The sequence below is a fragment of the Marinobacter sp. ST-43 genome, assembly GCF_030541085.1.
GTDB classification, from domain to species: Bacteria; Pseudomonadota; Gammaproteobacteria; order Pseudomonadales; family Oleiphilaceae; genus Marinobacter; species Marinobacter nauticus.
The window spans coordinates 808,801-827,346 of the sequence record NZ_JASSVO010000001.1 but is presented as its reverse complement, the minus strand read 5'-3'; the positions used below and the strand labels follow the sequence as shown (position 1 = coordinate 827,346).

Sequence of the window (18,546 nt, the reverse complement as noted above, 5' to 3'; positions counted from 1 at the left end):
CGATCTGGTCGTTTGTGTCGGTGCGACCGTAAACTTGACGACAGTGGGTCGTTTAAAGTGATCCTGACAATCAATGTATCAGGGAGTTGTCAGATGTTCGATTGGAAAGAGCTTCTGGATTTCTGGTTCGGTGAATTAGATGAAAACGGTATTCCTGATCGCGATCATCGCAACCGTTGGTTTCGCAGTGACCGTGCCTTCGATCAGGAAATCCGGCGCAGGTTTCTGTCTCTGGTGCTGTTTGCCTCAGAGCAGGGTTTGGACCATTGGCGTAAAGCCGCCGGAGGCTCGCTAGCTGAGATTATTCTGCTCGATCAGTTCACCCGCAATATTTTTCGCGGGGGTGCCATGGCCTTCGATAACGACCGTCTGGCCCGGCAATTGTGTCGCGGCGCGATGCAGCGAGGGCAGGATCTGGAGTTGCCGCCGGTTCAGCGTGCTTTCCTCTATATGCCGTTACAACATTCCGAAAAGCTGGCGGATCAGGATCTTTCGGTGGAATGCTATCAGCAATTGTCTGCCACCACCGATGGCGTTCTGGGAGACTTTCTGGGCAGTTTTCTTCAGTCGGCTCGCGATCATCGGGATATTATTGCCCGTTTTGGCCGATTTCCTCATCGCAACAAAGCCCTGAAGCGCGCGTCGTCGCAGGATGAGCAGGCTTATCTTGAGGGCGGGCGACGCTTTGGCCAGTAGAGCTTGCCAGTTTGATGATCGGTTCAACGAATTGACTGTCGTTTATGGGCACACTCCCTTATAGCGATAACAAGAAAAGCAGCGGAGTAAGAACAGGATGTCATCTACCAACCCGGCGGTGAGCGATAACCCGGGCGCCAATAAACCTATCTCCAACAATAACAGGGCCCCAGGGCGGGGTGGCAGAACCACTCGTGCGAAAAGTGAAATCCGGCGTCATGCCATTCTCAAAGCAACCATCCGGGTAGCGGCGAAGGACGGTATCAAAGGTATCAAACATCGTTCCGTCGCCAGGGAAGCAGGCGTACCCCTGGCAGCAACCACCTATTATTTCCGAGACATCAACGAGTTGATCAGCGACGCCTTCATGCTGTACGCGAAGGAAGCCGGTGCGGAACTGAAAGCCTTCCACGACACCCTGAATCTGGTGCTCGATGGTGTGCCTGCGGAACAATTGCGCCGCGGCGCTGAGTTCCGTCCGGAGCTGTGTCAGCGCCTGACCGACTTTGCCCGGGCCTGGATGCAGGAGCAGTTTACACGCTGGAGGGAGCAGGTGCTGGCAGAGCAGGTGTTTTTGATGGAGGCCCTCAGAGATGACCGTCTGGCCAGGGTGGCTCGTCGGTATCGGCAGTCCTGGATTGATGGTCTCGAGCAGCTCCTGGTACGACTGGATTCGCCGTGCCCTTGTCAGGACGGTACCCTGATCGTCAATGTAGTGCTGGGTATGAGCTACGATCTGCTGCTGGAAGTGCCCGGCACCGAGGCTGAGGTATTGAGTGCATCCGTGGCCAGAATTGTGCAGTTGGCCCTAGGGGTGGAAACCGAAGACCTGCGAGCACCATGATTATCAGCGGCTGTTAAATTTTTTCACGAAAGTGTTGACGGCCCCCGAGTTATCAGTAGAATACGCAGCCGTTGTCAGGCAACGCCCGGCAGCAATCAGCGGGAATAGCTCAGTTGGTAGAGCACAACCTTGCCAAGGTTGGGGTCGCGAGTTCGAATCTCGTTTCCCGCTCCAGAATTCGGAAACCCGGCCTAAGGCCGGGTTTCTTCGTTTATAGCCTCGCAAAATCACTCACTACCTCTGTCTCGTCAGTTATACTCGGCAGCCATTTCCTGAATAATCCGGCAACTGAGGAAGGCGAAGCCATGAAGGTGAAAACCCTCTATATCTACCCGGTCAAATCGTTGGCTGGAATCGAAGTGTCCCGTTTCAGCTTGGATGATTTCGGCCCGCAAGGTGATCGCCGCTGGATGATTGTTGATGGGGATAACCGCTTCGTCACTCAGCGTCGGTTGCCTCAGCTCGCCAATGTTTACACTGCTCTGCAGGAGGGTGTGGTGGTTATTGATGTGCCTGGCGAGGGGCTTTTCCCGCTTACGGCCGGCACAGACGCCGTGGAAGTAACGGTTTGGAGAGATCAGGTGGTTGCCACTGCCGGAGCTGATCGTGCTGCCGAGGCCTTGAGCCGCTATTGCGGAGAAACGCTCAGGCTGGTTTATATGCCTGATAGCTGTTTCCGGCGGGTGGATCCTGGTCGTGTCAGTGCTGAACGCCGAGTGGGTTTTGCCGATGGCTTCCCGTTGCTGGTGGTTAACCAGTCGTCTCTGGATGAGCTCAATTCCCGTCTCGAATCCCCGGTCGATATGCGTCGCTTCAGGCCGAACATTGTGGTTGAGGGGGCGGGGGCCTGGGCGGAAGACACCTGGCGGAGCGTCAGCGTTGGTGAAAGCCGGCTGGATCTTGTCAAACCCTGCTCCCGTTGTGTGATGACCACGGTCAACCCGGATACTGGCGAGAAAGATTCCGCCACTCAGCCCCTCAAGACTCTGGCCAGCTATCGAAAGACCCGGGACGGCGTTATTTTTGGGCAAAATGCCGTGCACCAGAAGCCCGGCGAGATATCTGTGGGCGATGAGGTAACCGTTTTGAATCAGGAGAATTGATACAGTGCCACTGTTAACGCTAGACAGGATTTCGCTCGCCTATGGCATGCATCCATTGCTGGATGAGGCCAGCCTGACCATCGAGCCCGGTGAACGGGTGTGTCTGTTGGGGCGAAACGGTGAGGGGAAATCCACGCTGCTGAAGATCGTCAGCGGGGAAGTGACGCCGGACGGCGGTGTGGTGCGCATGGAAGATGGCTCAGTGCTGTCGGTGTTGCCTCAGAGTTTGCCATCGGACGACACTCGTACGGCCTATGATGTGGTGGCTTCCGCATTTCCGGAAACCGGTGACCTGTTGGCGGAATTCCACCGGCTGTCTCAAAGGGCGGACGAATCCAGTCTTGAGCGTTTGATGAAGGTTCAGGAACGGCTGGAATCTCTGGATGGCTGGCGGCTTGACCAGAAGGTAACCACGATTCTGGGGCAGTATGGCGTGGATCCGGATCGGGTACTGAATACGCTTTCCGGGGGGTGGCAGCGGCGAGTGCTTCTGGCCAGGGCGTTGGTGGCAGACCCGGATATTCTGTTGCTGGATGAGCCAACCAACCATCTGGATGTGCCCGCCATTGCCTGGCTGGAAGAGGCGTTATCGCAGTTCCGGGGGGCCATGTTGTTTGTCAGTCATGACCGTGCCTTTATCCGGCGAATGGCCACTCGCGTCGTGGAGCTGGACCGGGGGCAGCTGGTGAGTTTTGCGGCCAGTTATGACAGATATCTGGAGCTTAAGGAAAAAGCGCTGGAGGAAGAGGAGCGCCAGAACGCGCTTTTCGACAAGCGCCTGAAACAGGAAGAGGCCTGGATCCGCCAGGGTATCAAGGCTCGCCGCACCCGGAATATGGGGCGGGTGAGAGCGCTCAAAGCGATGCGGGAAGAGCACAGGCAACGCCGGGTGAGGGGTCGCACCGCCAGTTTTGCCGTAGAGCAGGCGGATATTTCGGGCAAGCTGGTTGCGGAAGCGAGCAATGCCGGATTCTCTTATGTCGATGGCGGGCCAGTGGTTCGCAATATGGATCTCACCATTCTCCGGGGCGACAAGATCGGACTGGTTGGTGAGAACGGCACGGGCAAGACGACCCTCGTGCGCCTGTTGTTAGGTGAGCTGACACCCACTGAGGGAAGTATTCGGCTGGGAACGAATCTTCAGGTCGCCTACTTTGACCAGCTTCGGGGAGAGCTGGATCTCCAGAGAAATGCGTTGGATAACCTGGCTGAGGGCCGGGAATTCATCGATATCAATGGTCAGAGCAAGCATGTTTTGGGTTATTTGCAGGAATTTCTGTTTACCCCGGAACGGGCACGCTCTCCTGTGCGTGTGTTCTCCGGTGGTGAGCGGGCGAGACTGTTGCTGGCCAAATTGTTCAGTAAGCCAGCCAATATTCTGGTACTGGACGAACCTACCAACGATCTTGACGTCGAAACCCTGGAATTGCTGGAAGAACAGCTTTCAGAGTTCAAGGGTACCGTGATTGTTATCAGTCACGATCGGGAATTTCTCGATAACGTGGTGACCGATACCATCTTCCTGGACGGTTCCGGGGCGGTGATGGAATACGTGGGTGGATACACCGATTGGCGTCGGCAAGGCGGTCGTTTTCCCTCTGAAACATCGGGAAGCCGACTGGACAAACAGGATAAGCGTGATAAACCCGACAGTTCCGCTAAAAAGCCAGGTCAGGATGGCGGTACTGTGGGGCAGTCGGCAAAATCAAAGCCCGTCAAACTGAGCTACAAGCTTAAACTTGAGCTGGAACAATTGCCCGGCAAAATCGAACAACTGGAGCAGCAGGTAGCTGAGCTTCAGGATAAAATTTCTGCACCGGATTTTTATTCAGGCCCACCGGAAGATGTATCGGCCACTCTGGAACAGCTGGCGGAAACGGAGTCTCGCCTGGAGTCGGTGATTGAACGGTGGATGGAGCTGGAAGAACAGGCGAACCAATGAACATAAATTACAATTTCAAATTTCAGGATGGCCGTGATATCGAGTTCAAGGTAACTGGGGAGTCCTCCTCGCCGCCGCAGGGTCAGTCACTGCCGGCCTGGGTTCGTCTCGAACACTGTCAGTGTTCGAACTGCCCGCTGAAGCCTGGCGAGACCCCGTATTGCCCGGCGGCAACCGAGATTCTGCCGGTCGTAGAGGCGTTTCAGGCGGAAGACGCGTATCAGAAAGTGGATGTAACCGTGACGGATGAGCGCCGCTCCTATTTCAAGCAGACGACGCTGGAAGAAGCGTTGCGTTCTCTGCTGGGGCTCAAGATGGCTACCAGTGGCTGCCCTGTGCTTTCTGAGCTCAAGCCGATGGCGCTCCACCACCTGCCGTTTGCCAACAGTGACGAATTTGTGATGCGCAGTGTGGGGTATTATCTGCTTCAACAGCTTTTCGCAAAGCGGAATCAGCAGGAAGCGGACTGGGAACTGAAAGGTCTGGTGGAGCGTAATCAGCGATTACAGCTGGTGAATCAGGCGCTCTGGCAGCGGATACATGCTGTTTGCAAGGGCGACAGTAATCTGAAGGCACTGCTCAACTTTTTCTCAATGGCCTCGAGTGTCAGCGTTTCTCTGGAAAGCCAGCTCAGGAAGCTTCAGGCCAGGATGAAGGGGGAGGGCTAGGGCCGTCCCCCTTCCATCACGAGTCTCAATGAATACGAATGGCCAGTACATCGCACTCCGTGCCGTGAAGAACGCCGTTGGCAGTTGAGCCAAGCAGTAACTGGAAGCCTTTACGGCCATGGCTTCCCACGATCACCAGGTCAACGTTGTGCTCCTTGGCCAGCCGGTGGATTTCCGATTCTGGCCGGCCGACGGTTACCACCTGGTTGGCCGCCGCAATACCATATTCATCCCCATACTTGCCCAGCTGTTCACGAGCGGCTTTGTCCAACTGATCCTGCAGTTCAGACAGATCCATAGGAATATCGCCACCATAGGCGTAGCCAACCGGCTCAACAACGTGAACCAGCAGCAACTCGGCTCCCTGGGCATCGCACATCGCCTTGGCTTTGTTCAGAACCTGTGGTGCCTCTTCAGTCAGATCAATGGCAACCAGCATTTTCTTATAGGTGGACATAACTTAGCGCTCCTTCGTACTTGGGGAATATGTTCAGAATAGTACCGAGAGTATACCGGGGAAAGTGTTTTGTCATGCTGACCGGTATCAACCGGGGGAGGGATTTGGCTGGGGTGAGCTGGCCGCTCACCCCGGAAGAGCGTCAGGCGCTGGCGCGTAGCAGGTCAATAGCGTTGGTCAGGCCTTCAATGATGCCTTTCGAGTAGCGATCAATCACAAAGCCCACGTTGTTCTCGTTGTAGTTGATGTACGAGCTGCGGATGAATTGCCATTTGGAAGCGACATCGTCCAGGGCAGTCTTGAGTTCGCCGTTTGTTGAGCCGGCCCTGAGTGAGGAAAGGAGTTGATCGAATGTCTTGGCCTGCTCGTCGAGCGGAACTTCGCTGGAAGCTCCCTGGAAGGTCTGGGCGACGGACGAGTGCGTTCTGGCGGCATAACGGGCCATCATCTGGGCCATGACTACAGCGGCTGAACGAGCCGACTCAATACGGGTATCCGCCTTAATTCCGCTGCTTTCCTGTGCTACCGAATAGAGCTCGGTAGCCAGGTTATTCATACTCAGGGCCTGGTTTGCCAGGTCGGCCATCAGGCGAAGATCCGGATAGCCCCGGTCGCGTACCTCATTGATGTTGCCGCGCATCAGATTCTTGAACTGGTCGAAGGCCTGGTTCAGTTCCTCAATCTGCTGTTCAGAAAGAACGCCGCTGGTGCTCGCCACTACGGAATTCATGGCGTCGTTGGAGTTATTGATTCCGACAACGATCCGGTTCAGTGTTTCGGTATCGCCGGTCGCACTGAAGCTGTAAAAGGCATCGAGAGCAAGGTAGTTATTGACCCGGAAATCGTGGAGGTCAGACAGAAACTCTGCCCCGGTTTCCTGGGCCTTTGCGCTCAAAGCCGTCAGGGCGAGTAGAATGAATGCGGCAATCAACGACTGGATCCGCAGGCGGGCGTCTTTCATCGGATGAGTCTCCGTAATGCAGTTTTATTATTGTGGACTAAAGTCGTAACCCGAAGTTAAAGTAAGTCTGCCGGCTAATCAAGTAGTTTCCGGCGCTTACAGAGTCAGCTCCCTTTTTTCTGCAGGTTTCATTCAGAAACAAATTGACAAACGCGTCTTTTTTTTTCATCGTGTGCCCTCACGATTCAAACGACTGTATGAATTTTTGGATCGGAAGATCGGGCAGTGACCGAAATCTCGCTGCACAAACAGCCGGCATGGTGGCCAACGCCCGCCGGTTGTCAGCAGTTCCAAACACAGACTGGAGATCAGTTGATGATTTACGAAGGTAAAGCCATCACGGTTAAAGAGATCGAAGGCGGGATCGCTCAGTTGGACTTCGACTTGCAAGGCGAGTCAGTCAACAAGTTCAACCGTCTCACCATCGAAGAACTGGGCGCCGCAGCTGAAGCACTCAAATCCCAGAAGAACCTGAAAGGCCTGGTAGTAACCAGCTCCAAGGACAGCTTCATTGTCGGTGCCGATATCACCGAGTTTACCGAGCTGTTTGCTGGTTCCGAGGAAGACCTCGTGGCCAACAACCTCAGGGCCAACGAAGTATTTAACGCCATTGAAGACCTGCCGTTCCCGACGGTTACCGCTATCAACGGTATCGCTCTGGGCGGTGGTTTCGAAATGTGTCTGGCGACCGACTATCGTGTCATGGCTCCCAAGGCCAAGGTAGGTCTGCCGGAAGTGAAGCTGGGTATCTTCCCGGGCTTTGGCGGTACGGTTCGCCTGTCCCGCCTGGTTGGTGTCGACAATGCGGTTGAGTGGATTGCTGGTGGTACTGAAAACCGCGCTGATGCCGCTCTGAAAACCGGTGCTGTTGACGCTGTTGTTGGCGCTGACAAGTTGGTTGAAGCTGCCGTTGCGATCATCAAGCAGTGCAATGAAGGCAAGCTGGACCACATGGCTCGCCGTGAAGAAAAGAAAGGCAAGATCAAGCTCAATGCCATGGAAAGCATGATGGCATTCGAGATTTCCAAGGCGTTCGTGGCCGGCAAGGCTGGCAAGAACTACCCGGCGCCGGTGGAAGCGATCAAGACCATGCAGAAGCATGCCGGCATGACCCGCGACAAGGCGATTGAGGTAGAGGCCAAAGGCTTTGCCAAGATGGCCAAGACCAACGTTGCCGCGTGTCTGGTTGGTCTGTTCCTGAACGACCAGGCCCTGAAGAAGAAAGCCAGTGCCTGGGAAAAAGAAGCTTCTGATGTGAATCTGGCCGCCGTACTGGGTGCCGGAATCATGGGTGGCGGTGTTGCGTTCCAGTCTGCACTGAAGGGCACACCGATCATTATGAAGGACATCAATCAGGACGGCATCAAGCTGGGTCTGAATGAAGCCAAGAAGCTGCTGTCCAAGCGTGTTGCCAAAGGCAAGATGGACGCCGGCCAGATGGGCGACGTGCTGAACGCGATCACTCCGACCCTCAACTACGGCGACTTCAAGAACGTCGACCTGGTGGTTGAAGCGGTTGTTGAGAATCCGAAGGTCAAAGATGCTGTTCTGCGTGAAACTGAAGATGCAGTTCGCGAAGACACCATTCTTACCTCTAACACCTCCACTATCTCCATCAACCTTCTGGCCAAAAACCTGAAGCGTCCGGAGAACTTCTGTGGCATGCACTTCTTCAACCCGGTGCACATGATGCCGCTGGTTGAGGTTATCCGTGGCGAGAAGACCAGTGACCGGGCTATCGCGACTACGGTTGCCTACGCCAAAGCGATGGGCAAGACCCCGATTGTCGTCAACGACTGCCCGGGCTTCCTGGTTAACCGTGTTCTGTTCCCGTACTTCGGTGGTTTTGCCGCGCTGGTACGTGACGGCGCCGATTTCCAGAAGATCGACAAGGTGATGGAAAAGTTCGGCTGGCCCATGGGCCCGGCTTATCTGCTGGACGTTGTCGGCATGGATACCGCCAAGCACGCCAACGAAGTGATGGCTGACGGTTTCCCAGAGCGCATGAAGGCCGACTTCAAGTCTGCCATTGACGTGATGTTCGAGAACAACCGTTACGGTCAGAAGAACGACAAAGGCTTCTACAAGTACGAAGAAGACAAGAAGGGCAAGCCGAAGAAGGTTGTTGACGAAGAAACCTACAAGCTGATCGAGCCTGTGGTTGACGGCAGCAAAGACTTCGACGAAGAAGAAATCATCGCCCGCATGATGATTCCCCTGTGCCTGGAAACCGTTCGCTGCCTGGAAGACAACATTGTTGAAGACCCGGCCGATGCAGACATGGGCCTGATCTACGGTATCGGCTTCCCTCCGTTCCGTGGTGGTGCATTGCGCTACATCGACGACATGGGCGTCGACAAGTTCGTCGAACTGGCAGACAAGTACGCAGATCTTGGCCCGCTGTACGCGCCGACCGAGAAGCTGCGTGAAATGGCCAAGACTGGCAAGAAGTTCTTTGGCTAACCCTAACGAGATTTCCGAACGGAGAAAGATCTATGAGCCTTAATCCGAGAGACGTTGTCGTCGTCGATTGCGTGCGGACTCCGATGGGTCGTGCCAAAAACGGCTGTTTCCGCAACGTACGTGCCGAGACTTTGTCGGCTGCGCTGATTGAAGCACTGTTTGAGCGCAACCCGAAGCTCGACCCGAAAGAAGTAGAAGATGTGATCTGGGGCTGTGTAAACCAGACCAAGGAGCAGGGCTTTAACGTGGCGCGGCAGATTTCCCTGCTGACCCGTATCCCCCACGAGTCTGCTGCCCAGACCGTAAACCGTCTGTGTGGTTCCGCCATGAGCGCTATCCACACCGCGGCGCAGGCTATCCAGACTGGTAACGGTGATGTGTTCCTGGTCGGTGGTGTTGAGCACATGGGCCACGTACCCATGACTGAGGGTTTCGACCACAACCCGGCTGCTTCCAAGTACTCCGCCAAGGCGTCCAACATGATGGGCCTGACCGCGGAAATGCTGGCCAAGATGCACGGTATCACCCGTGAGCAGCAGGACGAGTTCGGCGCCCGCTCCCATCGCCTCGCCCATGAAGCCACTCAGGAAGGTCGTTTCAAGAACGAAATCGTTCCGATTGAAGGTCACGACGAGAACGGCTTTGTGAAGCTGATCGAAGAAGACGAGACCATTCGTCCGGAAACCACAGCTGAGTCCCTTGGCCAGCTGCGCCCCGCGTTCGATCCGAAAAATGGTACGGTGACTGCCGGTACCTCTTCCCAGTTGACCGATGGTGCGTCTGCCATGGTGCTGATGTCCGCCGAGCGGGCAGAAGCTCTGGGTCTGACCCCGATTGCCAAGATCCGCAGCATGGCCGTGGCTGGTTGCGATCCCGCGATCATGGGTTACGGCCCGGTACCGGCCACCAAGAAGGCCCTGAAGCGTGCAGGCCTGAAAGTTGAAGATATCGACTTCTGGGAACTGAACGAGGCCTTTGCTGGCCAGTCCCTGCCGGTTCTGAAAGACCTGAAACTGCTGGGCGTCATGGAAGAGAAGGTGAACCTGAACGGCGGCGCGATTGCTCTTGGCCATCCGCTGGGCTGCTCCGGTGCCCGTATCTCCACCACACTGCTGAATATCATGCAGGCCAAAGGCGGTAAGCTTGGTGTATCCACCATGTGTATCGGTCTTGGTCAGGGCATTGCCACTGTGTGGGAGCGTATCTGATCAGGAGTATCTGATTAGTGAGCTCAGTCAGGAGGCCCGGCATATGCCGGGCCTTCCTGTTTCCGGACGCGCAAAATGCGACGGAACCCGGAAAAAAGGCTGATTGAAATCAAAGAATGGGTTGTCTTGCCAATCTTGACCCTGTAAAACAGTGAGCCTATACAGAATGGCAGCCTTTGTGTTTTCCAGTTGCCTGATTTTTATGCGAGTTTACGGTTCTGTTCAGATATTGACCGATTGATCGCCAAGGATACAGATCTCCGATATGGGTAAAAGTCTCGTTATTGTCGAGTCGCCAGCGAAAGCGAAGACCATCAACAAGTACCTGGGCTCGGATTTTATCGTGAAGTCCAGTGTTGGCCACATCCGTGACCTGCCCGTAAGTGGCAGCGGCAGCCAGTCAGACCCGAAAGAACGGGCGAAACAGGCGGCGGCCACGCGCAAGATGAGCCCGGACGAGAAGGCCGAGCACAAGAAGCGTAAGGCCCGGGAGCAACTGGTAGCCCGCATGGGTGTTGATCCCGACCATGACTGGAGCGCCCGTTACGAGATTCTGCCTGGCAAGGAAAAGGTGGTCAGCGAGCTCAAGCGTTTGGCCAAGTCTGCCGACCACATCTATCTGGCAACGGATTTGGATAGAGAAGGGGAGGCGATTGCCTGGCATCTTCAGGAGACCATTGGCGGCGAGCCGGACAAATACCGTCGTGTGGTGTTCAACGAGATTACCAAACGGGCGATTCAGGAAGCTTTCAAGGATCCGGGCAACCTCGATAACAACCGGGTTAACGCTCAGCAGGCCCGACGGTTCCTGGACCGCGTTGTGGGTTATATGGTCTCGCCGCTGTTGTGGGCAAAGATTGCCCGCGGTCTGTCAGCGGGCCGTGTGCAATCCGTCGCCGTACGACTGATTGTGGAACGGGAGCGGGAGATCCGTAAATTTGTGCCGGAAGAGTTCTGGCAATTGCATGCAGACCTTGCTGCCGAGGGCGCCAAAGACCCGGTCCGGTTCGAAGTAACCCGTTATATCGACAAGCCCTACCGCCCTGTCAACGAAGCTCAGAGCAAGGAGCACGTTGAGCGGCTCAAGGCTGGCGGCTTCAAGGTGGCCAAGCGCGAAGACAAGCCGACCCGATCCCGTCCGTCTGCACCCTTTATTACCTCTACGCTGCAGCAGGCGGCCAGTAACCGCATGGGTTTCAGCGTCAAGAAAACCATGATGCTGGCCCAGCGATTGTACGAGGCCGGTTTTATTACCTACATGCGTACGGATTCCACCAATCTCAGCCAGGATGCCGTAGTCAGCTGTCGAGAGTTCGTCCAGAAGCAGTTCGGCGAACGTTATTTGCCTGAGAAGCCGCGGGTCTACGGCAGCAAGGAAGGCGCTCAGGAAGCTCACGAAGCCATTCGCCCGACGGATGTTGCTCTCAGGCCAACGGATATTACCGGCCTGGAAAAAGACGCAGAGAAGCTCTACGACCTGATCTGGCGCCAGTTTATTGCCTGTCAGATGGCAGATGCCGAATTCCTGAGTACGTCTATTGTGGTGGCCAACGGCGACTACGAGCTGCGCACCCGGGGGCGAATCGTCAAGTTTGACGGCTTCCTGAAGGCTGCGCCGCAGTCCACCAAGAAAGATGAAGACGTGGCATTGCCAGATATCAAGGTGGATCAGCCCCTGGATCTCAAGAAACTGGATCCAACCCAGCATTTTACCAAGCCGGCGCCCCGGTACACCGAAGCCAGCCTGGTCAAAGAGCTCGAAAAGCAGGGGATCGGCCGGCCGTCCACCTATGCCTCCATCATTTCTACTATTCAGGATCGGGGCTACGTAAAGCTTCAGAATCGCCGCTTCTACGCGGAGAAGATGGGGGAGATAGTGACCGAGCGACTGGCGGAATCCTTCCCGAATCTGATGGATTACGATTTTACCGCGCGCCTCGAAGATGAGCTGGACGAGATCGCCGAGGGTGAGGTTCAGTGGAAAAAAGTGCTGAACGACTTCTATGCCAAATTCCGTAATCAGCTGGAAAGCGCTGAAAAGACGGATGGCGGTATGCGCGCCAATACTCCCACGGAAACCGATATACCGTGTCCGAGCTGTGGCCGGAATATGCAGATCCGGGTGGCCAGTACCGGGGTATTCCTGGGCTGCTCCGGCTACTCGTTGCCACCCAAGGAACGCTGCAAGACCACCATTAACCTGGTGTCTGGCGACGAAGTGGTGAGTGCTGATGACGATGTGGAAGGGGAGGGTGAAACCCGGCTGCTCCGGAAAAAACGCCGCTGTCCGAAATGCGGCACCGCCATGGACAGCTACCTGATCGACGAGAAGCGCAAGCTGCACGTGTGTGGTAACAATCCGGACTGCTCAGGGTACGAGGTTGAAGAGGGTACGTTCCGTATCAAAGGTTACGATGGGCCGACGCTGGAATGTGACAAGTGTGGCTCCGAGATGCAGCTCAAGACCGGCCGATTCGGCAAGTACTTCGGTTGCACCAACAGTGAATGCAAGAACACCCGTAAGTTGCTGAAAAATGGTGAGCCGGCACCCCCTAAAATGGACCCGGTGCCAATGCCAGAGCTCAAGTGCGATAAGGTGGACGATACCTACGTACTGCGTGATGGGGCGTCCGGCCTGTTTTTGGCAGCCAGTAAATTCCCGAAAAATCGGGAAACGCGGCCGCCATTAGTGATGGAAATCAAGCCACACCGTAAGGAAATCGATCCGAAATACGATTACCTGATGGATGCCCCTGAAAAGGACCCTGAAGGCAATCCGACGGTGATACGTTACAGCCGAAAATCAAAAGAGCAGTACGTCATGTCGGAGAAAGACGGCAAGGCTACGGGGTGGTCAGCGTGGTTTGAAAATGGTCGCTGGGTCCCGCGCGACAAGAAAAAGTAAGATGGTCGGTGGCGCCCCATCGCCTTTGAGAAGGCGAGGGGGCGTTATTCTCGTATACGCTGGCGCGTTAACGGAACTTGCGTAGTCGCTGTATGAGAGACGATGTGTCCCAGCGTCGTCCGCCCATGGATTGCACATCCGCGTAGAACTGGTCTACCAGTGCGGTAACCGGCAGCGATGCATTCACTTTTCTCGCTTCCTCCAGGCAGATTCCCAGATCCTTTCGCATCCAGTCAACCGCGAACCCGTGATCGAACTCACCGTCAATCATGGTTCCCGAACGATTTTCCATCTGCCAGGACTGGGCTGCACCTTTGGAAATCACATCCACCACTTTGCGTACATCCAGCTCTGCCTGTTCGGCAAAGTGCAGCGCCTCTGAAAGCCCCTGAACCAACCCGGCAATAGCAATCTGGTTAACCATCTTGGTTTTCTGTCCGCTGCCCGCCGGGCCCATCAGGTTGAGCGCACGAGCGTAGTGCGCCATGACCGGCCTGGCTTTTTCGAACGCCTGCTCGGGGCCGCCGCACATGATGGTGAGTGCGCCATTCTGGGCGCCTTGCTGACCGCCCGAAACCGGCGCATCGATAAAAGCAAGTTTGCGGGCGCCAGCGGACTCGGCCAGGCGTTCGGCAATCCCCGCAGATGCCGTCGTGTGGTCAATCAGGATGGCGCCCTCTGGAGCGTTTGCGATGATTCCCCCGTCGCCTTCAAATACTTCGATCAGATCTTTGTCAGCGCCAACGCAGGTCATTACGAAATCTGCGTCCCTGACCGCATCAGAAATGCTCTGGCAGGCGGTTCCGGTATGTTCTCCGGCCCATTGCTGCGCCTTGTCAGCGGTCCTGTTCCACACCTTTACGGTGTGCCCGGCGGCGGCAAGGTGTCCTGCCATGGGGTAGCCCATAACGCCAAGGCCGATAAAGGTCACATTAGCCATTGCTCACTCCTGCACTCTGTTGTCTTTGATGTTGTCTGCCCATGATACGAAAAAAGCCGCTGGAATCAGCGGCTTTTTTCTGGTTGAAGGCAAACGGTGTGCTTACTTCTTCAGGTAGTCGCGCTTCGGCGAGCCGGTGTACAGCTGGCGCGGACGGCCGATGCGGTTGGCACCGCTGACCATTTCGTTCCAGTGGGAGAACCAGCCGATGGTACGGGACATGGCGAAGATAACGGTAAACATGGAGGTCGGAATACCGATGGCCTTCAGGATGATGCCGGAGTAGAAGTCGACGTTCGGATACAGCTGGCGCTGAACGAAGTATTCGTCTTCCAGGGCGATCTTTTCCAGGCGCTGGGCAATTTTCAGCAGCGGATCGTTTTCCAGGCCGAGTTCGCTCAATACTTCGTGGGCGGTCTGAGCCATGACCTTGGCGCGTGGATCGAAGTTCTTGTAAACCCGGTGGCCAAAGCCCATCAGGCGGAACGGATCGTCCTTGTCTTTTGCCTTGGCAATGAACTTCTCGATGTTGGACTCGTCGCCGATCTCGGCCAGCATGTCCAGTACCGCTTCGTTCGCGCCGCCGTGAGCCGGGCCCCAGAGTGCGGCAATGCCGGACGCAATACAGGCGTATGGGTTGGCGCCGGTAGAGCCTGCAAGGCGAACGGTGGAGGTGGACGCGTTCTGTTCGTGGTCAGCGTGCAGAATGAAGATCTTGTCCATGGCGTTGGCCAGAACAGGATTTGGCTTGTACTCTTCGCACGGAGTGCCAAACATCATGTGCAGGAAGTTCTCTGCGTAGGACAGGTCGTTCCGTGGATACATGAACGGCTGTCCCATGGAATACTTGTAGCACCATGCCGCAATGGTCGGCATTTTCGCGATCAGGCGATGGCCGGTAATTTCACGTTGCTTGGGATCGGAAACGTCCATCTGGTCGTGATAGAACGCAGACAGCGCGCCCACAACGCCACACATGATGGCCATTGGATGCGCGTCACGGCGGAAGCCGTTGAAGAAGTTGCGCATCTGGTCGTGTAGCATGGTGTGGTTTTTGATGGTGTCGTGGAACCGCTTGTTTTCTTCTTCGCTGGGCAGTTCGCCGTTCAGCAGCAGGTAGCAGACTTCCAGGAAGTCGGAGTGCTCGGCCAGCTGGTCAATGGGGTAGCCGCGGTGCAGCAACACGCCGTTGGCGCCATCGATGTATGTGATGGCCGATTCGCAGGCTGCGGTGGATACAAATCCGGGGTCGTAAGTGAAAACGCCTTCCTGTACCAGGCCGCGTACGTCAATAACGTCAGGGCCGACGGTGCCGGAATAAACCGGTAGCTCAATGGACTTATCTCCCACCGAGAGCGTGGCTTTCCTGTCGGTCATGGTGCTCTCCTGTCTGATTAGCTATAACAGCTTTTCTGCATGTGTAGATGCGCCAGAAAGCGCGTATTATCGCAAAACTGGCGGCAAAATATAGGGCGTCAGCTTTTTTTGTCAATGCACTGGCGGAGAAAACGGCAAATTTCTTCCCGTTTGTAAATGAGGGATATCCGGAATATCGGGCCCCTGGGGCGGAAATTGGTTTTGTCAATAAGCCTTATAGATGGGTAGAGGCTGCAAGCTGCAAGGCCTGGAGGGCGATTGCAAGTTTGTAATTACCGGGGTGTCTCCTTATAATCCGTAGCCCGGAATCGGGGATGCACCGGCTTATGGGCTTGAGTATAGCAAGCTACCGGGTAGTCATCCGCCCTCCTGAACCAATCGGTTATCGGTATCGTACCGATTCTCCGGTCCCAACATACCAACCATCCGCCACCGTTTTGCGGTCCCGCGGAACCAAGAGAGAGTGTGAGAGCGCTGTGAATAGCAAACGACCAGTAAATCTCGATCTCGGCAAGTTTCATTTCCCGCTGCCAGCCATTACTTCGATCCTGCATCGCATCAGCGGCATCATCATCTTCGTAGGTGTTGCCTTCCTGATGTACGGCCTGGATCTCTCCCTTTCCGGAGAAGATGGCTTTAACCGGGTGAATGAGCTGCTGGACAGCTTCCTGGCGAAGCTGATCATCTGGGGCATCCTGTCTGCTCTGCTGTACCACCTGGTTGCAGGTATCAAACACCTGTTGATGGACGCTGGTATTGGCGAAGAGCTTGAAAGCGGGCGCCTCGCCGCGAAAGCCACGATTGCGGTTTCCGTTGTTCTCATCGTTCTGGCAGGAGTCTGGGTATGGGCATGAACAGTGTAACGAATATTGGTCGTAACGGTATTCAGGACTGGATCATCCAGCGCGTAACAGCCTACGTATTAGCTCTTTACACGCTGTTCCTGCTTGGCTTCTTTGTGACCACCGATGTTGACTACCAGGCGTGGTCTGCCTTGTTTGCTCAGGGATGGTTCAAGATCTTCAGTCTGCTTGCGCTGCTGTCCATTGCCGGGCACGCGTGGGTTGGCTTGTGGACAGTTTCTACCGACTACATCAAATCCGCGATGCCGCGTTTTCTGCTTCAGGCAGCCTGTGTGCTCGTAATGTTTGTATATGTCGTGTGGGGCATTCAGATTCTTTGGGGGCTTTAATCGATGGCTAACATCAAGACCATGTCGTTCGACGCGATTGTTATCGGTGGTGGCGGTGCCGGTATGCGAGCCGCCCTCCAGCTGACCGAATCCGGTCTCGATACCGCGTGTATCACGAAAGTATTTCCGACCCGTTCGCACACGGTATCCGCCCAGGGCGGTATTACCTGTGCGATCGCAAGTGCTGATCCCAACGACGATTGGCGCTGGCACATGTACGACACTGTGAAAGGTTCTGACTACATCGGTGACCAGGACGCGATTGAGTATATGTGCTCCGTCGGTCCGCAGGCAGTGTTCGAGCTCGAGCACATGGGCCTCCCGTTCTCCCGTACCGAGCAGGGTCGTATCTATCAGCGTCCGTTCGGTGGTCAGTCCAAGGACTACGGTAAGGGCGGTCAGGCTGCCCGTACCTGTGCCGCAGCCGACCGTACCGGTCATGCTCTGCTGCACACGCTATACCAGGCTAACCTCAAAGGCGGCACTTCGTTCCTGAACGAGTGGTACGCCGTGGACCTGGTCAAGAACAGTAAAGATGAAGTGGTCGGCGTTGTCGGTATCGAAATTGAGACCGGTGAAGTCTGCTACATCAAGGCCAAGGCGACCGTTCTGGCAACCGGTGGCGCCGGTCGTATCTATGCGTCAACCACCAATGCCCTGATCAACACCGGTGACGGTATCGGTATGGCCCTGCGTGCAGGCTTCCCGGTTCAGGACATGGAAATGTGGCAGTTCCACCCGACCGGTATCCACGGTGCCGGTGTGCTGGTAACTGAGGGTTGCCGGGGTGAGGGTGGTTACCTGATCAACTCCGAAGGTGAGCGTTTCATGGAGCGTTATGCTCCGAACGCCAAAGATCTCGCTGGTCGTGACGTTGTTGCTCGCTCCATGGTTCTGGAGATTCTGGAAGGCCGCGGCTGTGGTCCCGACAAGGATCACGTACTGCTGAAGCTGGATCACCTGGGCGAAGAAACCCTGAACCTGCGTCTGCCGGGTATCTGTGAGCTGTCCCGTACCTTTGCTCACGTTGATCCGGTCAAAGAGCCGGTGCCTGTGGTTCCGACCTGTCACTACATGATGGGCGGTATTCCGACCAACGTTGGTGGTCAGGCGCTGACTCAGGACGAAAACGGTAATGACAAGCCGATTCCGGGCCTGTTTGCCTGTGGTGAAGCCGCCTGTGTATCCGTGCACGGCGCCAACCGTCTGGGCGGCAACTCTCTGCTGGATCTGGTGGTCTTTGGTCGTGCAGCTGGCCTGCACATTGAAGAGCAGCTGCGCGGTGGCTTCGAGGTTGACGGCGCCAGTGACGAAGACATCAAGCGTGCCATGGCTCGCCTGGAGCGTCTGGATACGGCTTCCGAAGGTGAAGATGTAGCTCAGGTCCGTAAGGATCTGCAGAACTGCATGCAGCTCTACTTCGGTGTGTTCCGTGACGGAGAGAGCATGGAGAAGGGCCTGAAGCTTCTGGAAGAGATCGGTGAGCGGGTTCGCAAGACCAAGCTGACCGATACCAGCAAGGCATTCAACACTGCCCGTATCGAAGCACTGGAGCTGGACAACCTGTATGAGGTTGCCTACGCGACCGCCAAGTCTGCGATTGAGCGTAAAGAAAGCCGTGGCGCCCATGCCCGTAACGATTTCACCGAGCGTGACGACGAGAACTGGCTGAAGCACTCCATGTACTTCCCGCTGGACAAGCGCGTTGGCAAGCGTGACGTGAACTTTGCACCGAAAACGGTTCCGACCTTCGAGCCGAAGATCCGGACCTACTAAGGGGGTATCCTGAA

The 18,546-nt window shown here is 55.8% G+C and carries 16 protein-coding genes and 1 tRNA gene; 13 read left to right on the top strand and 4 right to left on the bottom strand.

Annotation, left to right across the window (positions count from 1 at the left end; genetic code table 11):
- The first annotated feature begins 93 nt into the window (after window positions 1-93).
- The 6 genes from QPL98_RS03900 to QPL98_RS03875 all read left to right on the top strand — a co-directional run bounded on the left by QPL98_RS03900 (window position 94) and on the right by QPL98_RS03875 (window position 5,253).
- The gene (locus QPL98_RS03900) at window positions 94-696 is read left to right on the top strand and encodes a DUF924 family protein (RefSeq protein WP_114434898.1); all 603 of its coding nucleotides are present in this window, start codon (window positions 94-96) and stop codon (window positions 694-696) included.
- 97 nt (window positions 697-793) lie between these two features.
- Complete coding sequence (locus QPL98_RS03895; protein WP_303292710.1) at window positions 794-1,540, top strand: TetR/AcrR family transcriptional regulator; 747 nt, start codon at window positions 794-796, stop codon at window positions 1,538-1,540.
- A 98-nt stretch (window positions 1,541-1,638) separates the two neighbouring features.
- Window positions 1,639-1,714, top strand: a tRNA-Gly gene (locus tag QPL98_RS03890).
- A 131-nt stretch (window positions 1,715-1,845) separates the two neighbouring features.
- Window positions 1,846-2,643 carry an MOSC domain-containing protein gene (locus QPL98_RS03885; RefSeq protein ID WP_022992477.1) on the top strand — a complete coding sequence of 266 codons (798 nt, stop codon included), beginning with the start codon at window positions 1,846-1,848 and terminating at the stop codon, window positions 2,641-2,643.
- A gap of 4 nt (window positions 2,644-2,647) precedes the next feature.
- Entirely contained in the window at window positions 2,648-4,585 is a 1,938-nt protein-coding gene (locus tag QPL98_RS03880) for an ATP-binding cassette domain-containing protein (RefSeq protein ID WP_303292709.1), read from the top strand.
- Window positions 4,582-5,253, top strand: a complete 672-nt coding sequence (locus tag QPL98_RS03875; protein ID WP_022992475.1) for a hypothetical protein — start codon at window positions 4,582-4,584, stop codon at window positions 5,251-5,253. The genes QPL98_RS03880 and QPL98_RS03875 overlap by 4 nt, the downstream gene beginning before the upstream one ends.
- A gap of 25 nt (window positions 5,254-5,278) precedes the next feature.
- Here the strand turns inward: QPL98_RS03875 and QPL98_RS03870 are convergent, their stop codons facing one another.
- Window positions 5,279-5,710: a universal stress protein gene (locus QPL98_RS03870; RefSeq protein WP_011784651.1), complete on the bottom strand. Its 432-nt coding sequence runs from the start codon at window positions 5,708-5,710 to the stop codon at window positions 5,279-5,281.
- 142 nt (window positions 5,711-5,852) lie between these two features.
- Window positions 5,853-6,671, bottom strand: a complete 819-nt coding sequence (locus QPL98_RS03865; RefSeq protein WP_121206361.1) for a hypothetical protein — start codon at window positions 6,669-6,671, stop codon at window positions 5,853-5,855.
- A 315-nt stretch (window positions 6,672-6,986) separates the two neighbouring features.
- On the opposite strand from QPL98_RS03865, the gene fadB reads away from it, so the two are divergent.
- The 3 genes from fadB to topA all read left to right on the top strand — a co-directional run bounded on the left by fadB (window position 6,987) and on the right by topA (window position 13,247).
- On the top strand, window positions 6,987-9,134 hold the full coding sequence (gene fadB / locus QPL98_RS03860) for a fatty acid oxidation complex subunit alpha FadB (protein ID WP_014421724.1): 2,148 nt from the start codon (window positions 6,987-6,989) through the stop codon (window positions 9,132-9,134).
- A gap of 32 nt (window positions 9,135-9,166) precedes the next feature.
- Window positions 9,167-10,342 carry an acetyl-CoA C-acyltransferase FadA gene (gene fadA, locus QPL98_RS03855; RefSeq protein WP_011784654.1) on the top strand — a complete coding sequence of 392 codons (1,176 nt, stop codon included), beginning with the start codon at window positions 9,167-9,169 and terminating at the stop codon, window positions 10,340-10,342.
- Between the two features lie 265 nt (window positions 10,343-10,607).
- Entirely contained in the window at window positions 10,608-13,247 is a 2,640-nt protein-coding gene (gene topA, locus QPL98_RS03850; protein ID WP_303292708.1) for a type I DNA topoisomerase, read from the top strand.
- Window positions 13,248-13,314: 67 nt separating this feature from the next.
- Here topA and QPL98_RS03845 read toward each other — a convergent pair whose 3' ends face one another.
- Both QPL98_RS03845 and gltA read right to left on the bottom strand, forming a co-directional pair.
- Window positions 13,315-14,187 carry an NAD(P)-dependent oxidoreductase gene (locus QPL98_RS03845; RefSeq protein ID WP_303292707.1) on the bottom strand — a complete coding sequence of 291 codons (873 nt, stop codon included), beginning with the start codon at window positions 14,185-14,187 and terminating at the stop codon, window positions 13,315-13,317.
- Between the two features lie 102 nt (window positions 14,188-14,289).
- Complete coding sequence (gltA, locus tag QPL98_RS03840; protein ID WP_113879670.1) at window positions 14,290-15,564, bottom strand: citrate synthase; 1,275 nt, start codon at window positions 15,562-15,564, stop codon at window positions 14,290-14,292.
- A 47-nt stretch (window positions 15,565-15,611) separates the two neighbouring features.
- Between gltA and QPL98_RS03835 the strand changes: the two genes are divergently transcribed.
- The 4 genes from QPL98_RS03835 to sdhA all read left to right on the top strand — a co-directional run bounded on the left by QPL98_RS03835 (window position 15,612) and on the right by sdhA (window position 18,532).
- A complete protein-coding gene (locus tag QPL98_RS03835; RefSeq protein ID WP_014421719.1) occupies window positions 15,612-15,836 on the top strand; it encodes a hypothetical protein in 225 nt (74 codons plus the stop codon).
- 204 nt (window positions 15,837-16,040) lie between these two features.
- Window positions 16,041-16,418 carry a succinate dehydrogenase, cytochrome b556 subunit gene (sdhC, locus tag QPL98_RS03830; protein ID WP_011784658.1) on the top strand — a complete coding sequence of 126 codons (378 nt, stop codon included), beginning with the start codon at window positions 16,041-16,043 and terminating at the stop codon, window positions 16,416-16,418.
- Window positions 16,409-16,756, top strand: coding sequence for a succinate dehydrogenase, hydrophobic membrane anchor protein (gene sdhD / locus QPL98_RS03825; RefSeq protein ID WP_022992471.1), 348 nt, complete (start codon window positions 16,409-16,411; stop codon window positions 16,754-16,756). Before sdhC ends, sdhD begins: the two co-directional genes overlap by 10 nt.
- A 3-nt stretch (window positions 16,757-16,759) precedes the next feature.
- Entirely contained in the window at window positions 16,760-18,532 is a 1,773-nt protein-coding gene (sdhA, locus tag QPL98_RS03820) for a succinate dehydrogenase flavoprotein subunit (protein ID WP_303292706.1), read from the top strand.
- Window positions 18,533-18,546: the final 14 nt, after the last annotated feature.